This is a genomic window from Stenotrophomonas sp. 05L414_2 (genome assembly GCF_056397905.1).
The window spans coordinates 1-23,334 of sequence record NZ_JBFTOJ010000114.1 but is presented as its reverse complement, the minus strand read 5'-3'; the positions used below and the strand labels follow the sequence as shown (position 1 = coordinate 23,334).

The window sequence follows — 23,334 nt, the reverse complement described above, 5'->3', positions numbered from 1 at the left end:
ACGGAAGGACGTGCAGCGCACGCGGTGCATGTCGAGGGCGCCGGAAGCCTGGTTTCGCTGGAAGGGGGAAAACTGACCACGACGGGCATATCCGCCGCAGGGGCATCGGTCGCCGCAGGCGCGAGCCTGCGCGCCAAAGGAGTGGTCATCGAAACCACCGGCAACAGCGCGCATGGCGTGCAGGTGCAGGATGCCCATGCCGAACTGGAGGATGTGCGGGTGCACAGCAGCGGAGGTGATGCCTTGCGGCTGATGGGTGGCACTTTGCAGGTGCAGGGGGGGCAACTGCAGGTGAGCCGCGCCGGTGCTTCAGGCCTGCATGCAAATGCCGGTACTGCGACGTTGGGCGGTGTCCACATCGAGATGGACGGCAACGGACAGAGCGGTGTGCTGGCGACCGGCTCAGCGGATTTAGTGCTGCGGGATTCGAGTATCCGTCTCGTTGGCAATACGGGTTACGCCGCTCGGGTGCAACCTGGTGCGACACTGTCAATGCACGCGGTTGACGTCGACGTGCAGGGTGGATCGGTAACCGGCCTGGGACTGGGCGGTACTGCTCATGTCGTCGACAGCAGGATCGCCGTTCAGGGTGCACAGAGCATCGCAGTGCAGCTGTCCGGTGGCACCCTGGCTGTACAGGGCAGCGTGTTGTCCGGCACCTATGGGCTGAGACTCATGCAGGATAGCGAAGCCGTCCTGCGCGGCAGCAGCGTGCGCAACGAGATATGGGCCTTGGACATCAACGGGCGCGGCAATACGGTGACGGTGGAACGCAGCTCGCTTGCGGCCTCTGCCGGCACCGCCATCTGGATGCCGAACCAGTCCACGCTGGTGCTGCGTGATTCGTCGGTGGCGGCCGAGGGGGATCGCGGGCTCGGGCTGGATGTGCGTGGCGGCGTGGCACGGATTTTCAGCACGACGCTGAGTACAAAGGGCAGCTCTGCCCATGGCCTGTACGCGCAGGACGATGCAAACCGCCGCCCGCGCATCGAGGCGATCGACACCGATGTGCTGACCCAGGGTGATGGATCTGCTGCAGCGATTGCCCGTACTGGTGGCACCGTCACGCTGGCCGGCAGCCGTTTGCGCACCTTGGGCCGCTCCTCGCATGGTGTCATTTCGGGTGGACCGGGGCAGATGATCCTGACCAACACCCACGTCCGCACCGAAGGCGAAGGCGCGTGGGCAGCGGTGGTCAATGACAACGGCCGCATGAGCATCGACGGTGGCTCGCTGGTCAGCGCACAGCATGGTGGTGTGTGGCTGCGCAGCAGCCGTGACGCGGGCCTGACCCTGTCCAACGGCGCGCTGGTATCCGGTGGCAACGGCATCGGCCTGGCACTGGATGCGGCGGTGGCCGGGCGCTTCGACGTGGTGCTCCAAGGCGGCTCGCAGATGGTCGGCGACATCGTCATCACGCCCGAGGACGAGGACGCCGGCCTGGTGCCACAGTCCGATGTGCATGTACGTTTGGCTGGCGGCTCGCTGTGGCAGGGGGCTTCCGATCTGGTGCGGACGATGACGATCGAAAACGACAGCCAGTGGACGTTGGCCGCCGATGCCACGATCAGTGGGCTGCAGGTGCTCAGCAGTGGATTGGCGTTGTCCGACGGCAGCGGCCGCTTCAACACGCTCACCGTGGACGGCGACCTGCACAGCGAAGGTGCCACCTTCCTGTTCCAGGGCGCACTGGCGGGCGATGACAGTGCGATCGATCTCCTGCATGTGCGGGGGAATACCTCGGGTGATGCGAGCGTCGTGGTCAACAACATTGGTGGAGTGGGCGCACCTACGGCGGACGGCATCCAGCTGATCCACGTGGACGGTGCATCGCTGGCGCGCTACGCGCTGGCAGGCCGTGCGGTGGGCGGCTCGTACGAGTACTTCCTGTTCCACGGCGGCCTGGCCGATCCTTCCGATGGCAACTGGTACCTGCGTTCGCAGTGGTTCGATGTGTGCGAGGACGATCCGGCTGCGCCGGGCTGTGCCGTGAATCCCGGCCCGGGGCCAGACCCGGGAGACGGCGGGGAAGGTGGCGTGGGGCCGGTGGACCCGATCCGGCCGCCGCCGGTGCTGCGTCCCGAGGCAGGTGTCTACCTGGCCAACCAGTCGGCCGCCATCAACATGTTTGCCCACCGCATGCATGAGCGCACCGGCGCCATCGGCAGCGAGCGCACTGCGTGGGCGCGCGTAGGCCGCAGCAATGCCGATTTCACTGCGGTGGGTGGTCAGCTGTCGGGGGACGGCACTACCTCGGTTCTGCAGGTCGGCAGTGATCTGCTGCGTCGGGGCAATGCCGCCTTCGGGGTGATGCTGGGCAGTGGCCTCGCCGACAACCGCGTCGTTTCGGATCTGACCGGCTACACCGCTACCGGCCGCGTGCGTGGCACTGCGCTGGGTGTTTATGGCACCTGGCTGCAGGACGCCGAGGGCAGTCACGGCGCCTATGTGGATGCGAACGTGCAGTACGGCCGTTTCGACAACCGGGTGCGGGGCGTGGGCCTGGAGCCGGAGCAGTACGATTCGCGCACGACCAGCGCGTCGCTGGAGGCGGGTTACACCTTCAGCGTCTGGCTGGGGGCGTCGAGCCAGCTGTACCTGCAGCCGCAGCTGCAATTGTCGTACGCGGAGTTCCGCGCCGATCGTCATGTGGAGCACAACGGCACGGTGATCGATCGTGCCGATGCCGGTGGCCTGAACGGACGCGTGGGCGTGCGCGTGTTCGGTGGCGGCATCGCGGCGGGCAGCGTGGTGCAGCCCTACCTGGGCGTGAACTGGCTACGTGGCAGCGGCACCAGCGCGTTGCAGTTCAACGGTGACACGGTGGGCGCGGATGTGCCGCGCAACCGCTACGAAGTGCAGGCCGGTGCCGGGCTGAAGCTGGGCCAGCGCTGGAACGCGTGGGGCGGCCTGAGCGTGCAGCGCGGTGACCACGGTTACCGCAACGTGGGCGGCCAGGTGGGCCTGCGCATGGCCTGGTAAACAACGACGCCAGGGCCGACGCCGGGGTCGGAGCCCATTGCATGGCAATGGGCTCTGACCCCAAGCGATCTGGCTGCAGAACCGCCGAGCATGGCTCGGCTCTACCATCGCGCTGAGCGGGGATTGGACATGAACAATGTCCACGTCTGTCGCGATTGTCCATTGAATGACTGCGCAAGCGCTGTCCATGCTGCCGGATCGCTCGCTGACGGTCGCCCGCATGCTTCACCCCGAACGCTCCCACAACGCTGCCATCGATGGCCTGCGTGCACTGGCCGTGYTGGCCGTCATCGTCTTCCATGCGAACGCGGCGTGGCTGCCCGGTGGTTTCACCGGCGTGGACCTGTTCTTCGTGGTCTCCGGCTTCGTGATCAGCCAATCGCTGGCTGCGCGTGCAGGCATGCCACTGGGCGCGCTGCTGCTCGATTTCTACCGGCGCCGCGTACTGCGCCTGTTGCCGGCGCTGCTGGTGATGCTGATGGCCACCTTCGTGCTGTCGGCGCTGTTCATTCCCCGCGCCTGGCGCAACGAGCAGTTCGACCAGACCGGCTGGGCGGCGCTGGTGGGTTTCAGCAACGTGGTACTGGCCGGCCAGCAGGATGACTACTTCTCGCCCGGCGCGGAGCTCAATCCGTTCCTGCACACCTGGACACTGGGCGTGGAGGAGCAGTTCTACCTGGTGTTCCCGCTGCTGTTCTTCGTCTGGTTGCGCGGCCGCGACCGCTGGCCGTGGTCGCGTGTGCTGTTGCCGGCGCTCACGGTGCTGTCGCTGGCGTGGGCGGCCTGGCAGGCGCAGACGGCCCCGGCGGCGGCGTTCTATCTGCTGCCGTCGCGGTTCTGGGAACTGGCGGCCGGTGCGCTGTTGTACCAGTGGATGAGCACGCGCGGTCCCGGCAGGCGCGGGGACGCGCTCGCACTGTCCGGCCTGGCCCTGCTGCTGGCGGGCGTACTTGTCGCGCCGCAACTGGCGATGCCGGTGCCGGGTGTGCTGGCCACGGTGGTCGGCACCCTGCTGCTGTTGGCGGCGGTAGCCGGGCATGGCCAATCGCGGGTCGGCCGCGCCCTGGGCTGGGCACCGCTGTCCTACTTGGGGCGCCTGTCGTATTCGCTGTACCTGTGGCATTGGCCACTGCTGGTGCTGCTGCGCTGGACCTACGGGCTGCAGGGCGCTGCGCTGTGGCTGTATCCGGTGCTGCTGCTGGCCGTGTCGGCTGCGTCCTACCATTGCGTTGAACGTCCACTGCGCAGCGCGCTGCCGCTGTTGCGGCTCGCGCCGGCGAAGGTGCTGGCGATGGCGCTGCCGGTGGTAGCGCTGTGCGGCGCCGGTGCCTGGGCGACGGTGGAGTACCACGAGCAGATCTCGCTCAGCGTCACCCGCGATGGCTACGCATGGCAGGCGCGCCGCTACCCGGCGTGGCGACCGCTGGAAGCGGTGAGCACCCCCGCGCTCGAAGGGCGACGCCTGTTTGTTGTCGGCGACTCGCATGCGGCGGCCTACCGCACGATGACCAGCATGGTCGCGCGACAGACCGGGATGGAGATCCGCCAGGAGGATCGCGGCGGCTGCAGCTTCGTCAATCTGCTGCGGGCCAGCCCGGCCGACTGCCAGGACTTCATCGAGGACAGCCTGTCGGCCATCGAACGCGACGCGCGCCCGGGTGACATCGTGTTGCTGGCGGCGCTGCGCATGCCGGAGCTGCGAGGGTTCGACTGGCAGCAACAGGACGCACAGCAGATTTATCGGCAGTTGCTGGCCGAGCGCACACCCGCGCATGCGCAGGCGGCACGCGATGAAGCCGATCGTGTGCTGGGCCGGCTGCAGCGGCTGGGCGTGCACGTGGTCATCGATGCACCGCTGCCGCTGTTCAAGGCCGGGGCCTACCGTTGCTCGGACTGGTTCAACCGTAGCAATCCGGCGTGCGTCGGTGGCCTGAGCATGTCGCGCGCGGATCTGCATATGCTGCGTGCGCCGCAGATGGCACTGCTGGCCGAGCTGGCCGCGCGTTACCCGTCATTGACCGTGTGGGATCCGCTGCCGCTGCTGTGCGGGTCGGATACCTGCTCGGCCGTGCAGGACGGTGAACCGCTGTTCTTCGACAACGATCACCTGAGCGGCCATGGCAATCGCGTGCTGTTGCCCAGCTTCCGGCAGACCCTGATCGATATTGCGAGCGACAATCCACTGTAGCGCCGGGCCCGCGCCTTGCTGCTCTCCGTTCCGCTCGCGCAAGCCCGCGCGGAACGCGGCGAGCCGAGCATGGCTCGGCTCAACAGTTGTCCGCGGCCTATGCCGGCGGCAGCACCTTGCCCGGGTTGAGGATGCCATCCGGGTCCAGCGCGGCCTTGATCGCGCGCATCGCCGCCAGCGTTTCCGCGGTGAACGCCTTCGCCATGAAATCACGCTTGGCCAGGCCGATGCCGTGTTCGCCCGACAGCGTGCCACCCAGCGCCAGCGTCAGTTCGAAGATCTTCGGCAGCGCGGCATGCGCGCGTGCGTTCTCGTCGGCATCGTCCGGGTGGTACAGGATGTTGACGTGCAGGTTGCCGTTGCCGGCATGGCCGAAGGTGACGATGGTCAGCGAATAGTCGTGGGCCAGTACCTGCACGCCGGCTACCAGATCGGGGATGCGCGATACCGGTACAACCACGTCCTCGTTGATCTTGCCCGGGGCGACGCTGCGCAGCGCGGGTGACAAGGCCTTGCGTGCGGCCCACAGCTGGTCGCGCGCGCGGCCTTCCATCGCCACGTCCAGTGCGATCATGCCGTCACCTTCGGCGGCGGTCGCCAATGCCTGCAGCAGATAGGGCAGGGTGTCGTGGTCGCCATCGGCCTCGACCAGCAACATCGCGCCCGCCTCGGGTACGTCTGCGCCATTGAGGCGCAACAGCTCCAGGCTGCGTGCGTCCATGAATTCCAAGCGCGTGGGAACGACCGGCTGCGACATCAGCCGCGAGACGGCAGAGGCGGCCGCGTCGGCATCGCGGTACAGCACACGCAGCCCGGCCTGGCTGACCGGCAGCGGGGTCAGCTTCAGCGTGGCTTCCACGATCAGCGCCAGCGTGCCTTCGCTGCCCACCAGAAGATGGGTCAGGTCATAGCCGGTGGCGTCCTTGGTGTAGGCACCGCCGCAGCGGATCACCTCGCCGGTACCGGTCACCGCCACCAGGCCCAGCACGTTGTCGCGGCTGGTGCCGTACTTCACCGCGCGCGGACCACCGGCATTGCAGGCCAGGTTGCCGCCGATGCTGCAGATCTCGGCGCTGGACGGGTCCGGTGCCCAGAACAGGCCGTGCGGTGCCAGTGCCTGCTGCAGCGTTCCGTTGAGTACGCCCGGCTGCACCACCGCGCAGCGGTCACCGGCGCGGATCTCGAGGATTCGATCCATGCGGGTGAACGACAGCACGATGCTGCCGGGCACTGGCACGGCGGCGCCGGTGGTGCCGGTGCCCGCACCGCGCGCGACCAGGGCCACGCCATGCGCGCGGCAGGCACGCACCAGCGCCTGCACCTGTTCGATGTCTGCCGGCAGTGCCACCGCAGCCGGGCGCTGGTGGCGCCATGAGTTGTCCTGCGCGTTCGCCTCCAGTGCGCCGTCATCCATGCGCCAGCCGTCGCTGCCCAGCAGGGCGGACAGTTCGGCAACCAATGCGGAGGGCAGGGCAGTACTCATGACAGATCTCGTGGGGCAGCGGGGGCGGGGTGAATCAGTTTCCAGGCGATGACAGCGCCGGCCAGCGGCAGCCACACCCAGCGCAGTTCCGACAGCAGGGTGGCCAGGCCGCGCGCGCTGAAGAACTGCGGCGCGAACGGCGACACGCGGATCGGCCGCCAGGGCGCGAAGAAGCGGTGTTCGCTCCAGGGCCAGGCCAACGCAACGCCAAGGCCGCCGGAGGTCAACGCATCCAGCAGCGGATGGCTGGCGGCGCAGACGAACACGAACACCGCCGCTTGTACGGTAGATGCCAACCTTGGCTTTGCCGTGGTAGGTGCCAACCTTGGTTGGCACAGCACCGCCAACCAAGGTTGGCGACTACCGGAGCTGAGCGGCGCCGACCCAGGTCGGCGGCTACCAAAGAACGCCAACACCGCCGCCAACGCCGCCAGCACGCAGGCGAACAGCAACGAGTGGCTGGCCCCCCGATGGCCGAACGCATCGGCGTAGGGAATGTGCAGGGCAAACGCGAGTACATCGGCGTCGGGCAGCATCGCCGCGATCACGCCGGCGCCCAGCAGGCGCGGCGGAATGCGGCCGCGATCAGCAGCGCACCACAACGCCAGTGGCACCGCCGCGTGGGTGATGATCGAAGGCATCAGTCACGCACCGTGGTAGTGCCGGCCAGGCTGCGCTCTGGTAGGTGCCAACCTTGGTTGGCACAGAAGCGCCGACCAAGGTCGGCCTCTACCAGAGCGGACGGTACCCATCAGCAATCATCCAACCGGAACGCATCGCGCAGCCAGTGCAGCTGCGGTGGTTCGCCCGTGGCTTCAACCACGTCGAAGCGGCAGGGCGCATCGGCCACGGCGGGGTGTTCCTGCAGGTACAGCTGCGCAGCGTGGATCAGGCGCCGGCATTTGCGCGGATCGACCGAGGCCGCGCCGCCACCGAAGTCCTGTCGTGCGCGGTAGCGCACTTCCACGAACACCACGGTGCCGGCGTCATCCATCATCAGGTCCAGTTCACCGCCGCGATAACGCACGTTGCGTGCGCGCGGCCGCAACCCGGCCTGCTGCAGATGCTGCTCGGCGGCGGCTTCCACCGCCGAGCCACGTTGCAGGTGCTCAGCGACCACCGGCGATCGGCATCGGCCGGCCACCGCTGAAGGTCGACCATGCCGGCTGGCGCAGGATGTTGCCGTTGCTGTCCAGGTACAGCGTGCCGGTGGCGCCGTCCAGGCCGCCTTCGGTGGCCAGCTTGTCCAGGTAGGCGCTGATCTTCCACGCATCGGCGCCGAAGGCGAACAGGCGGCTGGCGGCGCCGCGCGCGCTGGGCAGGGTCTGCGTGACCTGGGCAGCGGACGGCACGCCGGACACGCTGCGCACGTTCCAGGCTTCGTTCGGGTAGATGATGCCGTCCAGCGCCACGTCTTCTTCGACCTTGCCACTTCCGGTGGTCAGCTGCGAGGTACCCACGCGGGTGGCACCACCGGCACCGGCCAGCGCCAGCTGCGGGGCCAGCAGGCGGGCCTGCGGTGCACGTACGGCCAGGAACACAGCATCGACCGCGCCAGCGTTGCGCACCTGCGCGCTGACATCCCCCACGGTTTCGCTGATCGCGATGGTGGTGGCGACGCTGCCGCCGCGCTGGGCAAAGCGCTGGGCGAAGGCGGCTGCGGCGCGACGGCCGGTGTCGTCGCTGCTGTTGATCACCAGCGCCTTGCTGCGCTCGCGGCCACGCATGTATTCGGCGGCGACGATGCCGTCGTCCTCCGGTGCCAGCGAGAAACCGGCGCTGCCGGCGGGCGGTGCATCCTTGCCGCGGTTCAGGCCGAGGACCGGTACCGGCAGCTGCTGGCGGCCGTACACGGCATCCACCTCGTCGCGGCCGAGCGGGCCCACCACGAAGTCGGCGCCGGACGCCACGGCCTTGTCATACGCGGCCAGCGCACCGGCCGGGGTACCGGCGGTGTCGAAGAAGTTGACCTCCGGACGACGGCGGGTTTCACCGTAGTAGGCGCTGAGCAGGCCATCGCGCACCGGCTGTGCGGCAGTGGCCAGGCGACCACTGAGCGGCAGCAGCACGGCCAGCTTGGCCGGCGGGCGGTAGCCATCGCTCATCGCCGGCGGGCGCTTGCTGGTGTCGAACTGGGCGGCGCCATCGCGATCGAACGGGCGCGGCAGCGGCAGGCCACGGGCGATCAGTGCACGGCCTGCAAAGTTGTACAGCGGGTCATTGGCCGGCAAGGCGGCGGCGCGGCTGCGCAGGGTGGCATCGTCGAGGGTGCCGAGCAGGCCGGAGATGGCGGCCTGGTTCTCGCTGCGCGCGGTGCCGGTCAGGCCGGCATGCGCACGGGCGCGTTCGGTGGCGGCGCCAAAGGCATCGCCGGTGGCCTGCAGGGCACTGGCGCGGGCCAGCGACCAGCGCGTGCGCAGGCTTGGGTGCACGTTGTCGGCATGATCCTTCAGCAGGGCCAGTGCCTGCGCCGGCTGCTTGTCTGCCAGCGCCAGCTCGGCGCTGGCCAGCTGGTAACGCTGCAGGCTGGCGCCGGTCAGCTGGCGGGCGGTCACCTGGCCCAGCAGGCTGCGCGCGCGTGCGCTGTCGCCGGCCAGGTGCCAGGCCCAGGCCGCATCGGCCAGTGCGTTGCTGCGGGCACCGCCACGCAGGGTCGCGGCCAGCGCTTCCAGTTGCAGGGCGGCGTCGCGCGGCTTGCCTTGTTCAATCAGCGCCAGCGCCTGGCTCTGGGCCGGCGATTCGGGCGTGCTGACGAGGCTGGTGGTGGCGCAACCGGCCAGCAGCATCAACGACAGCGACAGGGCAGAGATGCGTGCGGCGGGCTTGTTCATGATCGGGTCCATGCGATGAGGGCAGCGGCCTTGGCCAGGTACACGCTAGGATTCTACCCTTGCCCCGTGAGTACCGCTGAAATGAGTGTCCCAACCCTGTATGTCGTCGCCACGCCGATCGGCAACCTGGCCGATCTGAGCCCGCGCGCGCAGGAGGTATTGCGTTCGGTGGCGGCCATCTGCGCCGAGGACACCCGCCGCAGTGGCCAGCTGCTGTCCCATTTCGGCATCCAGCAGCCGCTGGTGGCCCTGCACGAACACAACGAAGAGGCCCTGGCCCAGCGCCTGGTGGCGCGGCTGCAGGCGGGCGAGTCGCTGGCGCTGGTCAGCGATGCAGGCACCCCGCTGGTCAGCGATCCGGGCTTCCGGCTGGTGCGTGCCGCGCGTGCTGCCGGCATCAAGGTCAGCCCGATTCCCGGCGCCTGCGCGGCCATCGCTGCGCTGAGCGTGGCCGGCCTGCCCAGCGACCGCTTCAGTTTCGAGGGATTCCTGCCGGCCAAGGCCAGCGGCCGCCGCGATCGCCTGCAGGGGCTGGCCGGCGAAGTGCGCACGATGGTGTTCTACGAATCCTCGCACCGCATCACCGAGTCGTTGGCCGACATGGCGGCGATCTTTGGCGGCGAGCGCCCGGCCGTGCTCGCGCGCGAGCTGACCAAGCTGTTCGAGACCGTGCTGGATGGCGACCTGGCCGGGCTGCTGGCGCAGGTGGAAGCCGATGACAACCAGCGCAAGGGCGAGTTCGTGGTGATGGTGCAGGGCGCTGGCGACGATGCCGAGGCGCAGCTGGCACATGGCCGGCACGTCTACGCCAAGCTGAGCGAGCACCTGCCACCGTCGACCGCGGCCAAGCTGGCGGCCGAGTTGACCGGCGCACCGCGCAAGGCGTTGTACGGCAGTTGAGTGGGTGAAGGAGATCCACGCCATGCGTGGATGAAAACAGCCCGGAATGCAGTAGATCCACGCCATGCGTGGATGAAGTGGCCCTGGACAAGGATGAGGACGATGTCGGCAAAAGGACTTTCACTGGTGTTGGCTCTGGTCGTTTCCGCCCACGCGTGGGCGGGCGAGGAGATCGACCCATCGGATCTGGGGCGTGGCTTCACCGGCTATGAGCTGTTCGATCCTGGCCTGGTGCAGTTGCGGCAGGGCCCGTATGTGGAAGGCAACCACGCGATCGTCATCTACACCGCCGCACGGGAAGCCGTGGACCTGGCCGAGGGCTGCCCGCAGGTGGACCCCGCTGCGCGCGAAGCGATCGAGCAGGCCTACCAGCAGATGGCGGCCAGCCAGCACCGGTATGTAAGTGCGCGCCAGTGGACGCGGCTGCGCGAGGCGCTGCACGGCAGCTACAAGCAGCCGCCGCTGCGTGGCGTGCTGGAATGTGGCGCGTTTGCCATGCAGGCCCCGCATTTCGATGAACGTATGGCGGGGCGCCTGCTCGCCCACACCGAGATGTCGCGCTCGGCCAACGGTGCCGTCGATGATCGCGCCGACGCGTTGCGGCCCGTGCTGGGGTTGGGGATGGCGGGAGGGACGTTGGTCAATCACGTGCTCAACGGCAGCAACGCCGAGCGGGCCGGCCTGAAGGCAAATGACGAGGTGCTGTCGGTGCAGGGCACCGCCGTGGCGACGACCTACGGCATCGAACAGGTCCTTCGCGCGTACGCGCCCGGTGATCGCATCCAGCTGAAGGTGCGCCGCACGGTGCTGGATCTGGCAACCGGGGCCTCGTCGCAGGAGCTGGATATCGGGCTGGTGCTCCAATCGCGGGCGGCGCTGCTGGCGCGTTGAACCTGCAGGTGCGGTGCGCAGCCACGCGTGTCGTGGCTCTACTGCTGGGGCAGATGAACCGCACGCCGCAATCAAACCGGCAGGGCGGGCCCGCGTACGCTAGAATGCGCGCGGCGGAGTCGGCCAGACAGTCGCGTCATCCCTTCGGGGGTGCCGAGGAAAGTCCGGGCTCCATAGGGCAAGGTGCCAGGTAACGCCTGGGCGGCGCAAGCCGACGGAAAGTGCAACAGAAAGATACCGCCTACGTCTTCTTCGGAAGGCCGGTAAGGGTGAAATGGTGCGGTAAGAGCGCACCGCGAGTCTGGCAACAGACCGGTACGGCAAACCCCACCTGGAGCAAGACCAAATAGGGATCCATTGGCGCGGCCCGCGTTGGATCCGGGTAGGTTGCTTGAGCGTTGCGGCGACGTAACGCCTAGARGAATGACTGTCCACGACAGAACCCGGCTTAYMGGCCGGCTCCGCCCCTTCATTCCATCCACGCATGGCGTGGATCTACCAACGTCCATCCCGCATGGCGTGGATCTACCACGTCCATCCACGCATGGCGTGGATTTACCTATCGCCGTCCACGCAGGGTGTGTGGACCTGGTASTGCCCGGCGGAAATGAACTGCGAGAAGCGCTCGCACCACACCACCACGGTGGTGAACTGGTCCACGTCCACATTGGCCGGCACGTCCACCAGGAAGCGGTTGAAGGTCTTGACCTCACCGACGCGCTGGGCCTTGTCCTTGATCTTCAGAAAGTCCGCTTTGTTGTCGACGAAGTCCTGGACCAGGTAGACCTTGTAGTCAGGACCCGGGCCCATCTTGCCGTTGAAGGCGACCTGGCGCGCGCTGACGCTGACCTTGCCTTCGGCCCAATGCACCGCGTCACTGCCTTTGAGGTCGCGACGGAAGGTGGTGTGGTAAGTGGCGTCGGCCATCGCCGCCTGCACCTGCGCGAGCGGCGGGTCATCGGGAGCGATCAGGATGGGCAGCAAATACACGCCCAGGCCGAAGCCAAGGCCGAGGGTGAGCAGGTGGGTGGCGAGCAGGATGAGGATGCGGCGCACGGGGCCTCCTTATGGGTGTGGATCGCGCGGCATGGCGCCGGGCAGGGCTACCTTGGGAGGCTGAGGGCGACATTTATAGACACAGTGCCGAAGGCGAAAAGGGCACAGCGGAGTGCCTGTGACGCTGAAGCCCTTGTGGCAGAAGCGGGTATTGGTCGCGCCCGGAAGCTGAATGACGCATTTGACCTGTCCCGTCGACGGCCCATTTGATGGAAAACACGACACGCCGGGCGCCAGAGTGCCGGCCAGCGGCCGGCACTACCGTTCCAGTCAGAAAATGACGTGACCCTGTCCGCTGGGTACGCCCTGCGGACCAAAGCGGCGCTCGTGGATTTCGCCGTGGCCGTTGCCATCAATCAGCAGCACGGTGCTGGCGCGGGTGCCGTAATCGTCACCACGGATGAAAGCGGGGCTGAGCCAGCGTTCGCGTTCCAGGCCGATGCCGGTATCGGGCAGGTCGCTGTCGACCGGGCGATGTTCATCGGCCAGGGCATCCCACAGTGGGGTCAGGTCCGGGGTCAGCGCCCTTTCCCGTTGGGAAAGGGATCCGACCCCGTCTTGCTCCAGCCACGCCAACAGCGCATCCATCAGCCGCCGGGTCTTCGGCCAGGGCGCATCAAGCGCGCCGTTGGACATGCCGTGCACACCCGGGCCAAGCGTCTGCCGCTCGGCCGGGTGGTTGCCCAGATACTCCAGGCTGTGGCCATCGGCCAGCAGCAGGTTGAACGGGGCATAGGCAGTGGAGATCCCGGCCAGGCGTTCTATATGCATACCCGCCGGATCGCGGCCACGCAGGTAGTCGGCCACCAGGGCGCCACGCGATGGCCCGGTCTGGGAAGCCTGCGGATCGCGGACGTTGGTCACCACCGCCATCCGGCCGCCGGCACCCACCCCGGCCCAGCCGCCGCCCGAGCGCAGGTCGCGTCCGCCGATGACCGACGTCTCATCCTGCCAGGGGGCCAGGGCCGCGGTCGGGCGGGCGTGGAACTCATCACGGTTGCCGGCCATCACCAGCCGCCAGCGCGGGTGGTGCAACCAGCCAATAGCAAGCAGGATGTTTCACCGGGCGAAGGATAAGGTGCAGGCGTCGTGTTCCAGGGCGAGACGGCCATCACAGTTGACGACAAAGGACGCATGGCGGTTCCCACCGCTCACCGCGACCTGGTTGCGCGCGTCAGCAACAACCGTCTCGTGTTGACCTACAACCCCTTCGAATCCGGCTGCCTGTGGCTGTACGCCGAGTCGGAATGGGAGCGGGTACGCGACGACGTCATGTCCAAACCCAACACACAGCGCGTCGTACGTCTGCTGCAGCAGAAGCTGGTCGGTTCAGCCGCCCACCTGGAGCTGGACGGTAACGGTCGCATCAGCATTCCCGCCAGCCACCGCGGTGCGGTGGGCATTGAGAAGAAGGCGGTATTGCTCGGTATGGGCGACAAATTCGAATTGTGGAGCGAGCAGGCGCATCGGGCCCTGATCCAGCAGACGTTGTCTGATGAGGATCTGGGTGATGGGTTGCTCGACCTGAAGTTGTGAGCCGGGGTGCCCGGATGCGCCCAGAAGCGCAGACCGGTCACCTTCCGGTGTCGCAGTCGCCGGCGGTGCATCTGCCGGTCCTGTACACCCAGGTCCTGGAAGGCCTGAGGGTGATCGAAAACGGACGTTATCTGGATGGCACGTTCGGTCGTGGCGGTCATGCACGTGGCGTGCTCACCCAGCTCGGTCCCGAGGGACGCCTGCTGGTCATGGACAAGGATCCGGAAGCCATTGCCGTTGCCGAGCGCGATTTCGCGCCGGACCCGCGCGTGTCGATCTTCCGTGGCAGCTTCGCCCAGCTGCTGCAGTGGAACGAGACCGCCGAAGGCCTGGATGGCGTGCTGTTCGACCTTGGCGTGTCCTCGCCGCAGCTGGATGTGGCCGAGCGTGGTTTCAGCTTCGGCAAGGACGGCCCGCTGGACATGCGCATGGACCCGGACAGTGGCGAAAGCGCTGCGCAGTGGATCAACCGCGTGGAAGATCGCGAGATCGCCGACGTGCTGTGGACCTACGGCGAAGAGCGGCAGAGCCGGCGCATCGCCCGCGCCATCGTGGCCCGCCGCGAAAAGCAGCCGTTCACCCGTACCGCCGAACTGGCCGAGCTGATCGCCTCGGTGATGCCGCGCGGCAAGGACAAGATCCATCCGGCCACGCGCAGCTTCCAGGCCATCCGCATCCACATCAACCGTGAACTGGCCGACCTCGAAGCCGGCCTGGACGCGGCGGTGGAGCGCCTGAAGCCCGGTGGCCGGCTGGCGGTGATCAGCTTCCACTCGCTGGAAGACCGCATCGTCAAGCAGTACATGAACCGCCTGGCCAAGGCACCGCCGGCCAACCGCCGGCTGCCCGAGGCGCAGGCCTTCGTGCCGACCCTGGACCTGATCGGCGGCGCCATCAAGGCCACCGACGAAGAGCTGGCGATGAACCCGCGCGCCCGCAGCGCCGTGCTGCGTGTGGCCCAGAAGCGGGAGGCCGATGCATGAGCCGGCTGCTGCTGATCATCCTGTTGGCCTGCACCGTGGCCTCGGCGATCGGCGTCGTGTTCGTGCGTCACCGTCACCGGCAGACGTTCATCGAGCTGTCGCGCGCCGAGCGTGCGCGCGATGACCTGAACATCGAATTCGGCCGCCTGCAGCTGGAGCAGGCGACCTTGGCCGAAGCCAACCGCGTGGACAGCATCGCCCGCGAAAAGCTCGGCATGAAGTTCCCCGAAGCCGCCGACGTGGTGGTGGTGCGCCCATGAGCAAGACCGGCCGCAACCGTCCACGCAACGCCTTCAACCTGCGCCAGCGCCTGCGCTGGGTGGCCCTGGCGCTCGGCCTGTGCTCGGTATCGCTGGTGGGTCGTGCCGCCTACGTGCAGATCATCAACAGCGACTTCTACCAGCGCCAAGGCGAAGCGCGTTACCTGCGCGAACTGCCGATCAAGACTTCGCGCGGCATGATCACCGACCGCAACGGCGAGCCGTTGGCGGTGTCCACCCCGGTCGCCTCGATCTGGGTGAACCCGCAGGACCTGCTGCGTTCGCCCGAGCGCATCCCCGAGCTGGCACAGGCGGTGGGCATGTCGGTGGACGAGCTGAGCAGCCGCCTGTCGCAGAAGTCGGACAAGGAATTCATGTACCTGCGTCGCCGGATCAATCCGGACGAGGCAGAGCGCGTGGTCGCGCTGAAGATTCCGGGCGTGGCCGCACAGCGCGAGTTCCGACGCTTCTACCCGCAGGGTGAAGCGATGGCGCACGTGCTGGGCTTCACCAACATCGACGACCGCGGCCAGGAAGGCCTGGAGCTGGCCTTCGACGAATGGCTGCGTGGCAAGCCCGGCGGCAAGCGGGTGATCCGCAACCGCAAGGGCGAGACGGTCGAAAGCGATCTGCTGCGTGCGGCCGAGCCGGGCAAGGACCTGACCCTCAGCATCGACCGCCGCATCCAGTACCTGGCCTTCAAGGAACTGCGCAACGCGCTGGTGGCCAACAAGGCGGCCGGCGGCTCGATGGTGATCATGGACGTGACCACCGGCGAGATCCTGGCCATGGTCAACCTGCCGACCTACAACCCGAACTCGCTCAACGGCGCGGTGCCGGACACGCGCCGCAATCGCGCGGTGACCGACCTGGTCGAGCCGGGTTCGACGATGAAGCCGCTGACCATCGCCACCGCGCTGCAGTCCGGGGTGGTGACCAAGGACACCATCATCGATACCAACCCGGGCTACATGCAGGTTGCCCGTTTCACCATCCGCGATGTGCCGCGCAACAACGGCGTGCTGAACGTCACCGGTGTGATCACCCGCAGCTCCAACATCGGCGCGGCCAAGATCGCCGCGAAGATGCCCGACCAGGTGTTCTACGACGGCGTGCGCCGTTTCGGCTACGGCTCGGTGCCGCACAGTGGCTTCCCCGGCGAGTCCGGCGGTGTCGTGCGGCGCCCCGCCAACTGGGACGGCGCGACCAAGACGACCATGTCCTACGGCTATGGCCTGAATGTCACGCCGCTGCAGATCGCCACCGCGTACTCGGCGCTGGCCAACGGCGGCAAGCTGATCGCGCCGACCTTCGTCAAGGGCCAGCGCAACGAAGGCCAGCAGATCATCGACGAGAACGTCGCCAAGCAGGTGGTGGCGATGATGGAAACGGTGGTCACCCAGGGCGGCGCCAAGCAGGCGGCGGTGCTGGGCTACCGCGTGGCCGGCAAGACCGGTACCGCGCGCAAGACCGGCCCCGGTGGCTACGAGCGCGGCCACTACAACGCGCTGTTCGCCGGCGTGGTGCCGGCCACCAATCCGCGTTTTGCCACCGTCATCGTCATCAACGATCCGCAGGGCGGCAAGTTCTACGGCGGCCTGGTGTCGGCGCCGGTCTATCACAACGTGATGGAAGGCACCCTGCGCCTGATGGACGTGCCGCTGGATGACCTGCAGTCGTGGCTGGCTGCCCAGCAGTCCGGAAAGATCGGGCATTCGGCCTCGGTGCTGCCGGTGCCGCCGGCCGAAGCCGCACTGCCGGTGGATGCCGCCGCTGAATTCGATGCCGCGCTGCCCAGCGCGCACCCCCATGTGCCGCCCGCCACGGGAGGCACGCAATGAGCCCTTCGATGTTGCTTTCGCAGTTGCTTCCGGACGTGGCCCTGGCGGGCCATGATCCCGTTCTGACCGGCCTGGTGCTGGACAGTCGTGCCGTGCGCCCCGGCAATGCCTTCGTTGCCATCGCCGGTTTCGGCGCGCATGGCCTGGGTTTTGTCGAGCAGGCGCGTGCTGCCGGTGCCGGCGCGATCCTCTTCGAAGCGCCGGCGCCTGCCGAGCTGCCTGCACCGGCCGATGCCATCGCCGTGCCGGACCTGCGTGCGCGTCTGGGGGCAATGGCCGACCAGTTCCATGGTGCGCCTTCGCGGGCGATGACCATGGTTGGCGTGACCGGCACCAACGGCAAAACCTCCACCGTGCAGCTGCTGGCCCAGGCCTGGCACCTGCTCGGTACGCCCAGTGGCAGTATCGGCACGTTGGGCGCCGGACTTTATGGTGCGGTCGAGCCGACCGGTTTCACCACCCCGCTGGTGCTGCAGATGCATGCGCTGCTGGCGCAGCTGCGCGACGATGGCGCGGGCGCGGTGGCGATGGAAGTCAGCTCGCATGCGCTGGACCAGGGCCGCGTGGATGCGGTGCACTACGACGTGGCGGTGTTCACCAATCTCACCCGCGATCACCTTGACTACCACGGTGACATGGCCAGCTACGGCGCGGCCAAGGCGCGGCTGTTCCATCGCCCGGGCCTGAAGGCGGCGGTCATCAATCTTGACGATGCGTTCGGTCGCCAGCTGTTCGCCGGTCTGCCGGCGGGCGTGCAGGCCATTGGCCTGAGCTCGCGTGGTGCCGACGGTGCCAGCGTGCGCGCTGAAGCGCTGCAGCTGGACGGCCGCGGCATCGGTTTCGAACTGGTCATCGACGGCCAGCGCGCTGCAGTGCAGTCGCCGCTGCTGGGCCGCTTCAACGTGGACAACCTGTTGGCCGTGGCCGGCAGCCTGCATGCGCTGGGGCATCCGCTGCCGCGCATCGCCGAGGTGCTGTCGGCACTGCAGCCGATCCGTGGCCGCATGAACCGCCTGGGCGGCGAAGACGGCCTGCCGACCGTGGTGGTTGATTACGCACACACCCCCGACGCGCTGGAACAGGCGCTGGACAGCCTGCACGGCCACCTGCAGGGCACGCTGTTCTGCGTGTTCGGCTGCGGTGGCGAGCGCGATACCGGCAAGCGCCCGCAGATGGCTGCCATTGCCGAGCGCCTGGCCAACCAGGTCATCGTCACCGACGACAACCCGCGTGGCGAAGACGGCGACGTGATCGTGGCCGACATCCTGGCTGGCTTCACCGATGCCTCGGCCGTGACCGTGCAGCGCAACCGCGCGCGTGCGATCGGCCTGGCGGTGAAGCGCGCTGGTGCCGGCGACATCATCCTGATCGCCGGCAAGGGCCACGAGCCCTATCAGGAAGTGAATGGCGTGCGGCATGACTTCGACGACACCGAAGTATCGGCCGCCGCGCTGGCTGCGAAGGCCGGTGTGTTGGCCGCTCAGGCCGGGGAGGGCGCCGCATGAAGCGCACCCTGCTTTCGCTGATCGCACACTGGGCCGGTGGCGAGATCCACGGCGACGACGTGGCCATCGACGCGGTCAGCAACGATACCCGCAGCCTTGGTCCGGGCAGCCTGTACGTGGCGCTGCGTGGCGAACGCTTCGACGGCCACGATTTTGCTGCCGACGCACAGGCGCGTGGCGCCAGCGCGTTGCTGGTCGAGCGCCTGCTGCCGCTGGACCTGCCGCAGGTGCTGGTGGCCGACAGCGAGCGCGCGCTGGCGAAGATCGCCGCCGGCATGCAGCGCGACCGCGCGACCGAACTGTTCGCCATCACCGGCAGCAACGGCAAGACCAGCGTCAAGAGCCTGCTGCTGGCGATCCTGCAGCAGGTGGCCCAGCACGCGCACAAGGTGGTCTACGCCAACCCGGGCAACCGCAACAACGAGATCGGCCTGCCGCTGGCGGTGATCGACGCACCGGAAGATGCCGACTACGCCGTCTACGAGATGGGCGCCGGCAAGCCGGGCGACATCGCCTACCTGACCGACATCGCGCGCCCGCGCTATGCCCTGGTCAACAACATCGCCCCGGCCCACCTGGAGCGGATGGGCAGCCTGCTCGGCGTGGCGGTGACCAAGGGCGCGATCTACGCCGCGCTGCCGGCCGATGGCGTGGCCGTGATCAACGCCGACGATGCCTACGGGCGCTGGTTCGAACAGCATTTCATCGGTACCCCGGCACGTTGCCGGGTGCTGCGCTATGGCCTGGAACACACCGCCGACGTCACCGCGCGCGACATCCGCGCCGGTGCGCAGGGCAGCCGCTTCACCCTGGTCACGCCGATGGGCGAGGCGGGCGTGGTGCTGGGCCTGCCGGGCCGCCACAACATCAGCAATGCGCTGGCCGCCGCCAGCCTGGCGCTTGCCGCCGGCATCGAGCTGTCACTGGTGGCCACCGGCCTGGCGGAAGCGCAGCCGGTGCCGGGCCGCCAGATCGCCCATCAGCTGCACAACGGCGCGGTGCTGGTGGATGACAGCTACAACGCCAACCCTGGTTCGCTGGCCGCCGCCATCGACGCACTGGCCGCCGCCCCGGAAGAGGGCTGGCTGGTGCTGGGCGACATGCGCGAGCTGGGCGCCGACGCCGAGGCGCTGCATGCACAGGCGGGCATCCGCGCGCGTGCCGCCGGCCTCAAGCGCCTGTATGCGCTGGGCCCGCTCAGCGCCGCTGCCGCCGCTGCGTTTGGCGAGGGCGGACATCATTTCACCACCCATGACGCGCTGTCGCAGGCGCTGAAGGAAGCGCTGCACGCCGGCGTGCGCTGCCTGGTCAAGGGTTCCCGTGGCAGCGCCATGGACACGATTGTCAAAGCGCTGCTGGCGCAAGGAGAGGAATCCCCGCATGTTGTATGAACTGGCTCGATGGTTGCAGCAGTTGGAGAGCCTGTTCGGGCTGTTCAACTACCAGACGTTCCGCGCCATCCTTGCCGCGTTGACGGCGCTGTTCCTGTCGCTGTGGCTCGGCCCGGCGATGATCCGCAAGCTTGCCCAGTTCAAGGGCGGCCAGCCGATCCGGACCGATGGTCCGCAGACCCATTTCTCCAAGGCCGGCACGCCGACCATGGGTGGTTCGCTGATCCTGCTCACCGTCACCCTGTCGGTGCTGATGTGGGCCGACCTGCGCAACCGCTACGTGTGGCTGGTGCTGGCGGTGATGCTGTGCTTCGGCGCCATCGGCTGGTACGACGACTGGATCAAGATCGTCCGTCGCGACCCGAACGGCCTGAAGTCGCGCTGGAAGTACCTGCTGCAGTCGATCTTCGGCCTGGCTGCGGGCATCTTCCTGTTCCAGACCGCCGACGTACCGGCGGCGCTGACCTTCTACATCCCGATGTTCAAGTCGGTGGCGCTGCCGCTGGCCGGCATCGGCTTCGTGGCCATCGCCTATTTCTGGATCGTCGGCTTCTCCAACGCGGTCAACCTGACCGACGGCCTGGACGGGCTGGCGATCATGCCGACGGTGCTGGTGGCCTGCGCGCTGGGCGTGTTCGCCTATGCGTCGGGCAACGCGGTGTTCGCCAACTACCTGCAGATCCCGCAGATTCCAGGCGCCGGTGAGCTGGTCATCATCTGTGCGGCGATCGCCGGCGCGGGGCTGGGCTTCCTGTGGTTCAACACCTATCCGGCCATGGTGTTCATGGGCGATATCGGCGCGCTGTCGCTGGGCGCGGTGCTGGGCACCATCGCGGTGATCACCCGCCAGGAACTGGTGCTGGTGATCATGGGCGGCGTGTTCGTCATCGAGACGCTGTCGGTGATGATCCAGGTCGCCTCGTTCAAGCTGACCGGCAAGCGCGTGTTCCGCATGGCGCCGATCCACCACCACTTCGAACTGAAGGGCTGGCCGGAGCCGCGCGTGATCGTGCGCTTCTGGATCATCTCCGTCGTGCTGGTGCTGATCGGCCTGGCCACGTTGAAGGTACGCTGATGAATGACCTGTCGCACCAGGCAACACGCCTCGAGGCCATCGGTGGCAGCTACGACAAGTGGCTGCTCGGCGCGATGATCGCGCTCACCGGGCTGGGCGTGGTGATGGTGGCGTCCAGCTCGATCGCGTTGATGAGCAGCCCGTTCTATTACCTCAACCGCCACCTGATCTTCCTGGCGGTCGGCATCGTATTGGCCATCTTCGCCGCGCGTACCGAGCTGAAGACCATCGAGCAGTACAACCAGATGCTGCTGCTGGGCTGCTTCGCGCTGCTGGTGGTGGTGTTCGTGCCCGGCCTGGGCAGCAGCGTCAACGGTGCCCGCCGCTGGATCAACCTGGGCATCTCCAAGTTCCAGACGGTCGAAGCGGTGAAGGTGCTCTACATCGTCTGGCTGTCCAGCTACCTGGTGCGCTTCCGCGACGAGGTCAACGCGACCTGGCCGGCGATGCTCAAGCCGCTGGGCGTGGCCGGTGCGCTGGTGGTGCTGCTGCTGCTGCAGCCCGACTTCGGCTCGTCCACCCTGCTGCTGGCGATCACCGCCGGCATGCTGGTGCTGGGCGGGGTGAACATGCCGCGCATGTCGATGCCGGTGGTGATCGGTCTGGTCGGCATGAGCGCGCTGGCGATCATCGAGCCGTACCGCATGCGCCGCATCACCTCCTTCCTCGACCCGTGGGCCGACCAGCAGGGCGACGGCTACCAGCTGTCCAACGCGCTGATGGCGGTGGGCCGCGGCGAGTGGACCGGCGTTGGCCTGGGCAATTCGGTGCAGAAGCTGTACTACCTGCCCGAGGCGCACACCGACTTCATCTTCTCGGTCACCGCCGAGGAATTCGGTTTCCTGGGCACCTGCGTGATCGTGGCCCTGTACGCACTGCTGGTCGGCCGCACCTTCTGGCTGGGCATGCGCTGCGTGGAAATGAAGCGCCACTTCTCCGGTTACATCGCCTTCGGCATCGGCCTGTGGATCAGCATGCAGACCTTCGTTTCGATCGGCGTGAACCTGGGCATCCTGCCGACCAAGGGCCTGACCCTGCCGCTGATTTCGTCGGGTGGTTCGTCGGTGCTGATGACCTGCGTGGCGATGGGCCTGCTGCTGCGCGTGTCCTATGAACTCAAGCGCGCCGAGCGCCGCCAGGCCGTGCGCATGGGCGCCGCCGACGATGTAGCCGGGCCTGCCGCCGCCGAGCCTTCTGCTGCACCGGTGGCGAAGAACGTGCCGATGGCTGCCGAACCGGCCGCGGCCGAGCCGGCCGCCGTGCGTGGCACCAGCCGCCTGCAGTCGCGCGTCGAACCCACCTTCGGGAGGCTCGGATGAGCGCGGCCCAGAACAACAACCGGCCGGTGATGATCCTGGCCGGTGGTACTGGCGGGCACATCTTCCCGGGCCTGGCCGTGGCCCGCGTGCTGCGCGCGCGTGGCGTGCCGGTCACCTGGATGGGTGCCGATGGCGCCATGGAAACCCGCCTGGTTCCGCAGCACGACATCGCCATCGATACGCTGGCCATCACCGGCCTGCGTGGCAAGGGCAAGCTGGCTCTGCTGGCCGCGCCGTGGCGCCTGATGCGCGCGCTGCGTGCGGCCGGCCTGATCATCCGTGATCGCCAGCCGCGTGCGGTGGTCGCCTTCGGTGGCTTCGCTTCCGGCCCCGGTGGCATGGCCGCGCGCCTGCACGGCCTGCCGCTGATCGTGCACGAACAGAACCGCGCGCCGGGCCTGACCAACCGCATCCTGTCGCGCTACGCGCGCCGCCTGCTGACCGGTTTCCCGGGCACCTTCGCTGCACGCGAAGAGTTCGTGGGCAATCCGGTGCGCGCCGAAATCGCCGCCGTCGCGCCGCCGCAGCAGCGGCTGGCCGATCGCAGCGGTCCGCTGCGCCTGCTGGTGCTGGGCGGAAGCCAGGGTGCCCGCGCGCTCAACAGTGGCGTGCCGCAGGCACTGGCCAGCCTGGGTGCGCAGGTGCCGGTGGTGGTGCGTCACCAGAGCGGCGAGAAGCTGCATGCCGAAGCAGTCGAGGCCTATGCCAAGGCCGGCGTGCAGGGCGAGGTCACACCGTTCATCGCCGACATGGCCGAAGCCTTCGCCTGGGCCGACCTGGTGGTATGCCGTTCCGGCGCGTCCACGCTGGCCGAACTCTGCGCGGTCGGCATCGGCAGCGTGCTGGTGCCATTCCCCGCTGCTGTCGACGATCACCAGACCCGCAATGCGGAGTACCTGGTCGAGCGCGATGCAGCCGTATTGCTGAAGCAGGACGAAACGCTGGCAGACGGCATTGCCGCGCTGCTGCGTGATCTGTCCGAAAATCCCGCCCGCCGCATGCAGATGGCGCAAGCCGCGCGTGCCCTGGCCAAGGTCGATGCCGCCGAGCGCATCGCCGATATCATTCTCGAGGAAGCTGTATGAAGAAGGCA

General features: G+C 67.9%; 19 protein-coding genes and 1 other RNA gene. 14 read left to right on the top strand and 6 right to left on the bottom strand.

From position 1 onward, the window contains the following. The coding region (locus AC1DJN_RS15250) for an autotransporter family protein (protein ID WP_478039394.1) at window positions 1-2,982 on the top strand (2,982 nt) is incomplete at its 5' end. A gap of 166 nt (window positions 2,983-3,148) precedes the next feature. Beyond that, complete coding sequence (locus tag AC1DJN_RS15245; protein ID WP_442252221.1) at window positions 3,149-5,170, top strand: acyltransferase family protein; 2,022 nt, start codon at window positions 3,149-3,151, stop codon at window positions 5,168-5,170. Window positions 5,171-5,267: 97 nt separating this feature from the next. Here the strand turns inward: AC1DJN_RS15245 and AC1DJN_RS15240 are convergent, their stop codons facing one another. The 4 genes from AC1DJN_RS15240 to AC1DJN_RS15225 all read right to left on the bottom strand — a co-directional run bounded on the left by AC1DJN_RS15240 (window position 5,268) and on the right by AC1DJN_RS15225 (window position 9,484). Further along, window positions 5,268-6,653, bottom strand: coding sequence for an FAD-binding oxidoreductase (locus AC1DJN_RS15240; protein ID WP_478013618.1), 1,386 nt, complete (start codon window positions 6,651-6,653; stop codon window positions 5,268-5,270). After that, window positions 6,650-7,294 (bottom strand): metal-dependent hydrolase, encoded by a 645-nt coding sequence (locus AC1DJN_RS15235; RefSeq protein ID WP_333622213.1) that lies wholly within the window; start codon window positions 7,292-7,294, stop codon window positions 6,650-6,652. The genes AC1DJN_RS15240 and AC1DJN_RS15235 overlap by 4 nt, the downstream gene beginning before the upstream one ends. A 110-nt stretch (window positions 7,295-7,404) precedes the next feature. Further along, window positions 7,405-7,773: a YraN family protein gene (locus AC1DJN_RS15230; RefSeq protein ID WP_442252223.1), complete on the bottom strand. Its 369-nt coding sequence runs from the start codon at window positions 7,771-7,773 to the stop codon at window positions 7,405-7,407. Next, window positions 7,763-9,484 carry a penicillin-binding protein activator gene (locus AC1DJN_RS15225; protein WP_442252224.1) on the bottom strand — a complete coding sequence of 574 codons (1,722 nt, stop codon included), beginning with the start codon at window positions 9,482-9,484 and terminating at the stop codon, window positions 7,763-7,765. The genes AC1DJN_RS15230 and AC1DJN_RS15225 overlap by 11 nt, the downstream gene beginning before the upstream one ends. A gap of 81 nt (window positions 9,485-9,565) precedes the next feature. Here AC1DJN_RS15225 and rsmI point away from each other — a divergent pair, with 81 nt between their 5' ends. From rsmI to rnpB, 3 genes are all read left to right on the top strand, one after another. Next, window positions 9,566-10,384, top strand: a complete 819-nt coding sequence (gene rsmI, locus AC1DJN_RS15220) for a 16S rRNA (cytidine(1402)-2'-O)-methyltransferase (protein WP_025876607.1) — start codon at window positions 9,566-9,568, stop codon at window positions 10,382-10,384. Window positions 10,385-10,510: 126 nt separating this feature from the next. Beyond that, window positions 10,511-11,275, top strand: coding sequence for a PDZ domain-containing protein (locus tag AC1DJN_RS15215; RefSeq protein WP_282280490.1), 765 nt, complete (start codon window positions 10,511-10,513; stop codon window positions 11,273-11,275). Window positions 11,276-11,390: 115 nt separating this feature from the next. Next, an RNA gene (gene rnpB / locus AC1DJN_RS15210) (RNase P RNA component class A) lies at window positions 11,391-11,742 on the top strand. Between the two features lie 88 nt (window positions 11,743-11,830). On the opposite strand, the gene AC1DJN_RS15205 is transcribed toward rnpB, so the two are convergent. Both AC1DJN_RS15205 and AC1DJN_RS15200 read right to left on the bottom strand, forming a co-directional pair. Next, the gene (locus tag AC1DJN_RS15205) at window positions 11,831-12,331 is read right to left on the bottom strand and encodes a DM13 domain-containing protein (protein ID WP_478039393.1); all 501 of its coding nucleotides are present in this window, start codon (window positions 12,329-12,331) and stop codon (window positions 11,831-11,833) included. A 270-nt stretch (window positions 12,332-12,601) separates the two neighbouring features. Beyond that, the gene (locus AC1DJN_RS15200) at window positions 12,602-13,387 is read right to left on the bottom strand and encodes an NRDE family protein (protein ID WP_478039395.1); all 786 of its coding nucleotides are present in this window, start codon (window positions 13,385-13,387) and stop codon (window positions 12,602-12,604) included. 33 nt (window positions 13,388-13,420) lie between these two features. Between AC1DJN_RS15200 and mraZ the strand changes: the two genes are divergently transcribed. The 9 genes from mraZ to murG are packed head-to-tail and all read left to right on the top strand — an operon-like array spanning window position 13,421 to window position 23,326. After that, the gene (mraZ, locus tag AC1DJN_RS15195; protein WP_025876601.1) at window positions 13,421-13,867 is read left to right on the top strand and encodes a division/cell wall cluster transcriptional repressor MraZ; all 447 of its coding nucleotides are present in this window, start codon (window positions 13,421-13,423) and stop codon (window positions 13,865-13,867) included. 14 nt (window positions 13,868-13,881) lie between these two features. After that, window positions 13,882-14,850, top strand: coding sequence for a 16S rRNA (cytosine(1402)-N(4))-methyltransferase RsmH (gene rsmH, locus AC1DJN_RS15190; RefSeq protein ID WP_025876600.1), 969 nt, complete (start codon window positions 13,882-13,884; stop codon window positions 14,848-14,850). Further along, window positions 14,847-15,110 carry a cell division protein FtsL gene (gene ftsL, locus AC1DJN_RS15185; protein ID WP_025876599.1) on the top strand — a complete coding sequence of 88 codons (264 nt, stop codon included), beginning with the start codon at window positions 14,847-14,849 and terminating at the stop codon, window positions 15,108-15,110. Before rsmH ends, ftsL begins: the two co-directional genes overlap by 4 nt. Continuing rightward, a complete protein-coding gene (locus AC1DJN_RS15180) occupies window positions 15,107-16,951 on the top strand; it encodes a peptidoglycan D,D-transpeptidase FtsI family protein (RefSeq protein WP_025876598.1) in 1,845 nt (614 codons plus the stop codon). The genes ftsL and AC1DJN_RS15180 overlap by 4 nt, the downstream gene beginning before the upstream one ends. Next, complete coding sequence (locus AC1DJN_RS15175; protein ID WP_282280492.1) at window positions 16,948-18,456, top strand: UDP-N-acetylmuramoyl-L-alanyl-D-glutamate--2,6-diaminopimelate ligase; 1,509 nt, start codon at window positions 16,948-16,950, stop codon at window positions 18,454-18,456. Before AC1DJN_RS15180 ends, AC1DJN_RS15175 begins: the two co-directional genes overlap by 4 nt. Further along, window positions 18,453-19,847, top strand: a complete 1,395-nt coding sequence (locus AC1DJN_RS15170; protein WP_032974908.1) for a UDP-N-acetylmuramoyl-tripeptide--D-alanyl-D-alanine ligase — start codon at window positions 18,453-18,455, stop codon at window positions 19,845-19,847. Before AC1DJN_RS15175 ends, AC1DJN_RS15170 begins: the two co-directional genes overlap by 4 nt. Further along, a complete protein-coding gene (mraY, locus tag AC1DJN_RS15165) occupies window positions 19,837-20,922 on the top strand; it encodes a phospho-N-acetylmuramoyl-pentapeptide-transferase (RefSeq protein ID WP_025876592.1) in 1,086 nt (361 codons plus the stop codon). Before AC1DJN_RS15170 ends, mraY begins: the two co-directional genes overlap by 11 nt. Beyond that, window positions 20,922-22,241 (top strand): putative lipid II flippase FtsW, encoded by a 1,320-nt coding sequence (gene ftsW / locus AC1DJN_RS15160; protein WP_025876590.1) that lies wholly within the window; start codon window positions 20,922-20,924, stop codon window positions 22,239-22,241. The genes mraY and ftsW overlap by 1 nt, the downstream gene beginning before the upstream one ends. Further along, window positions 22,238-23,326, top strand: a complete 1,089-nt coding sequence (gene murG, locus AC1DJN_RS15155; protein ID WP_032974909.1) for an undecaprenyldiphospho-muramoylpentapeptide beta-N-acetylglucosaminyltransferase — start codon at window positions 22,238-22,240, stop codon at window positions 23,324-23,326. The genes ftsW and murG overlap by 4 nt, the downstream gene beginning before the upstream one ends. The last annotated feature ends 8 nt before the right edge of the window (window positions 23,327-23,334 follow it).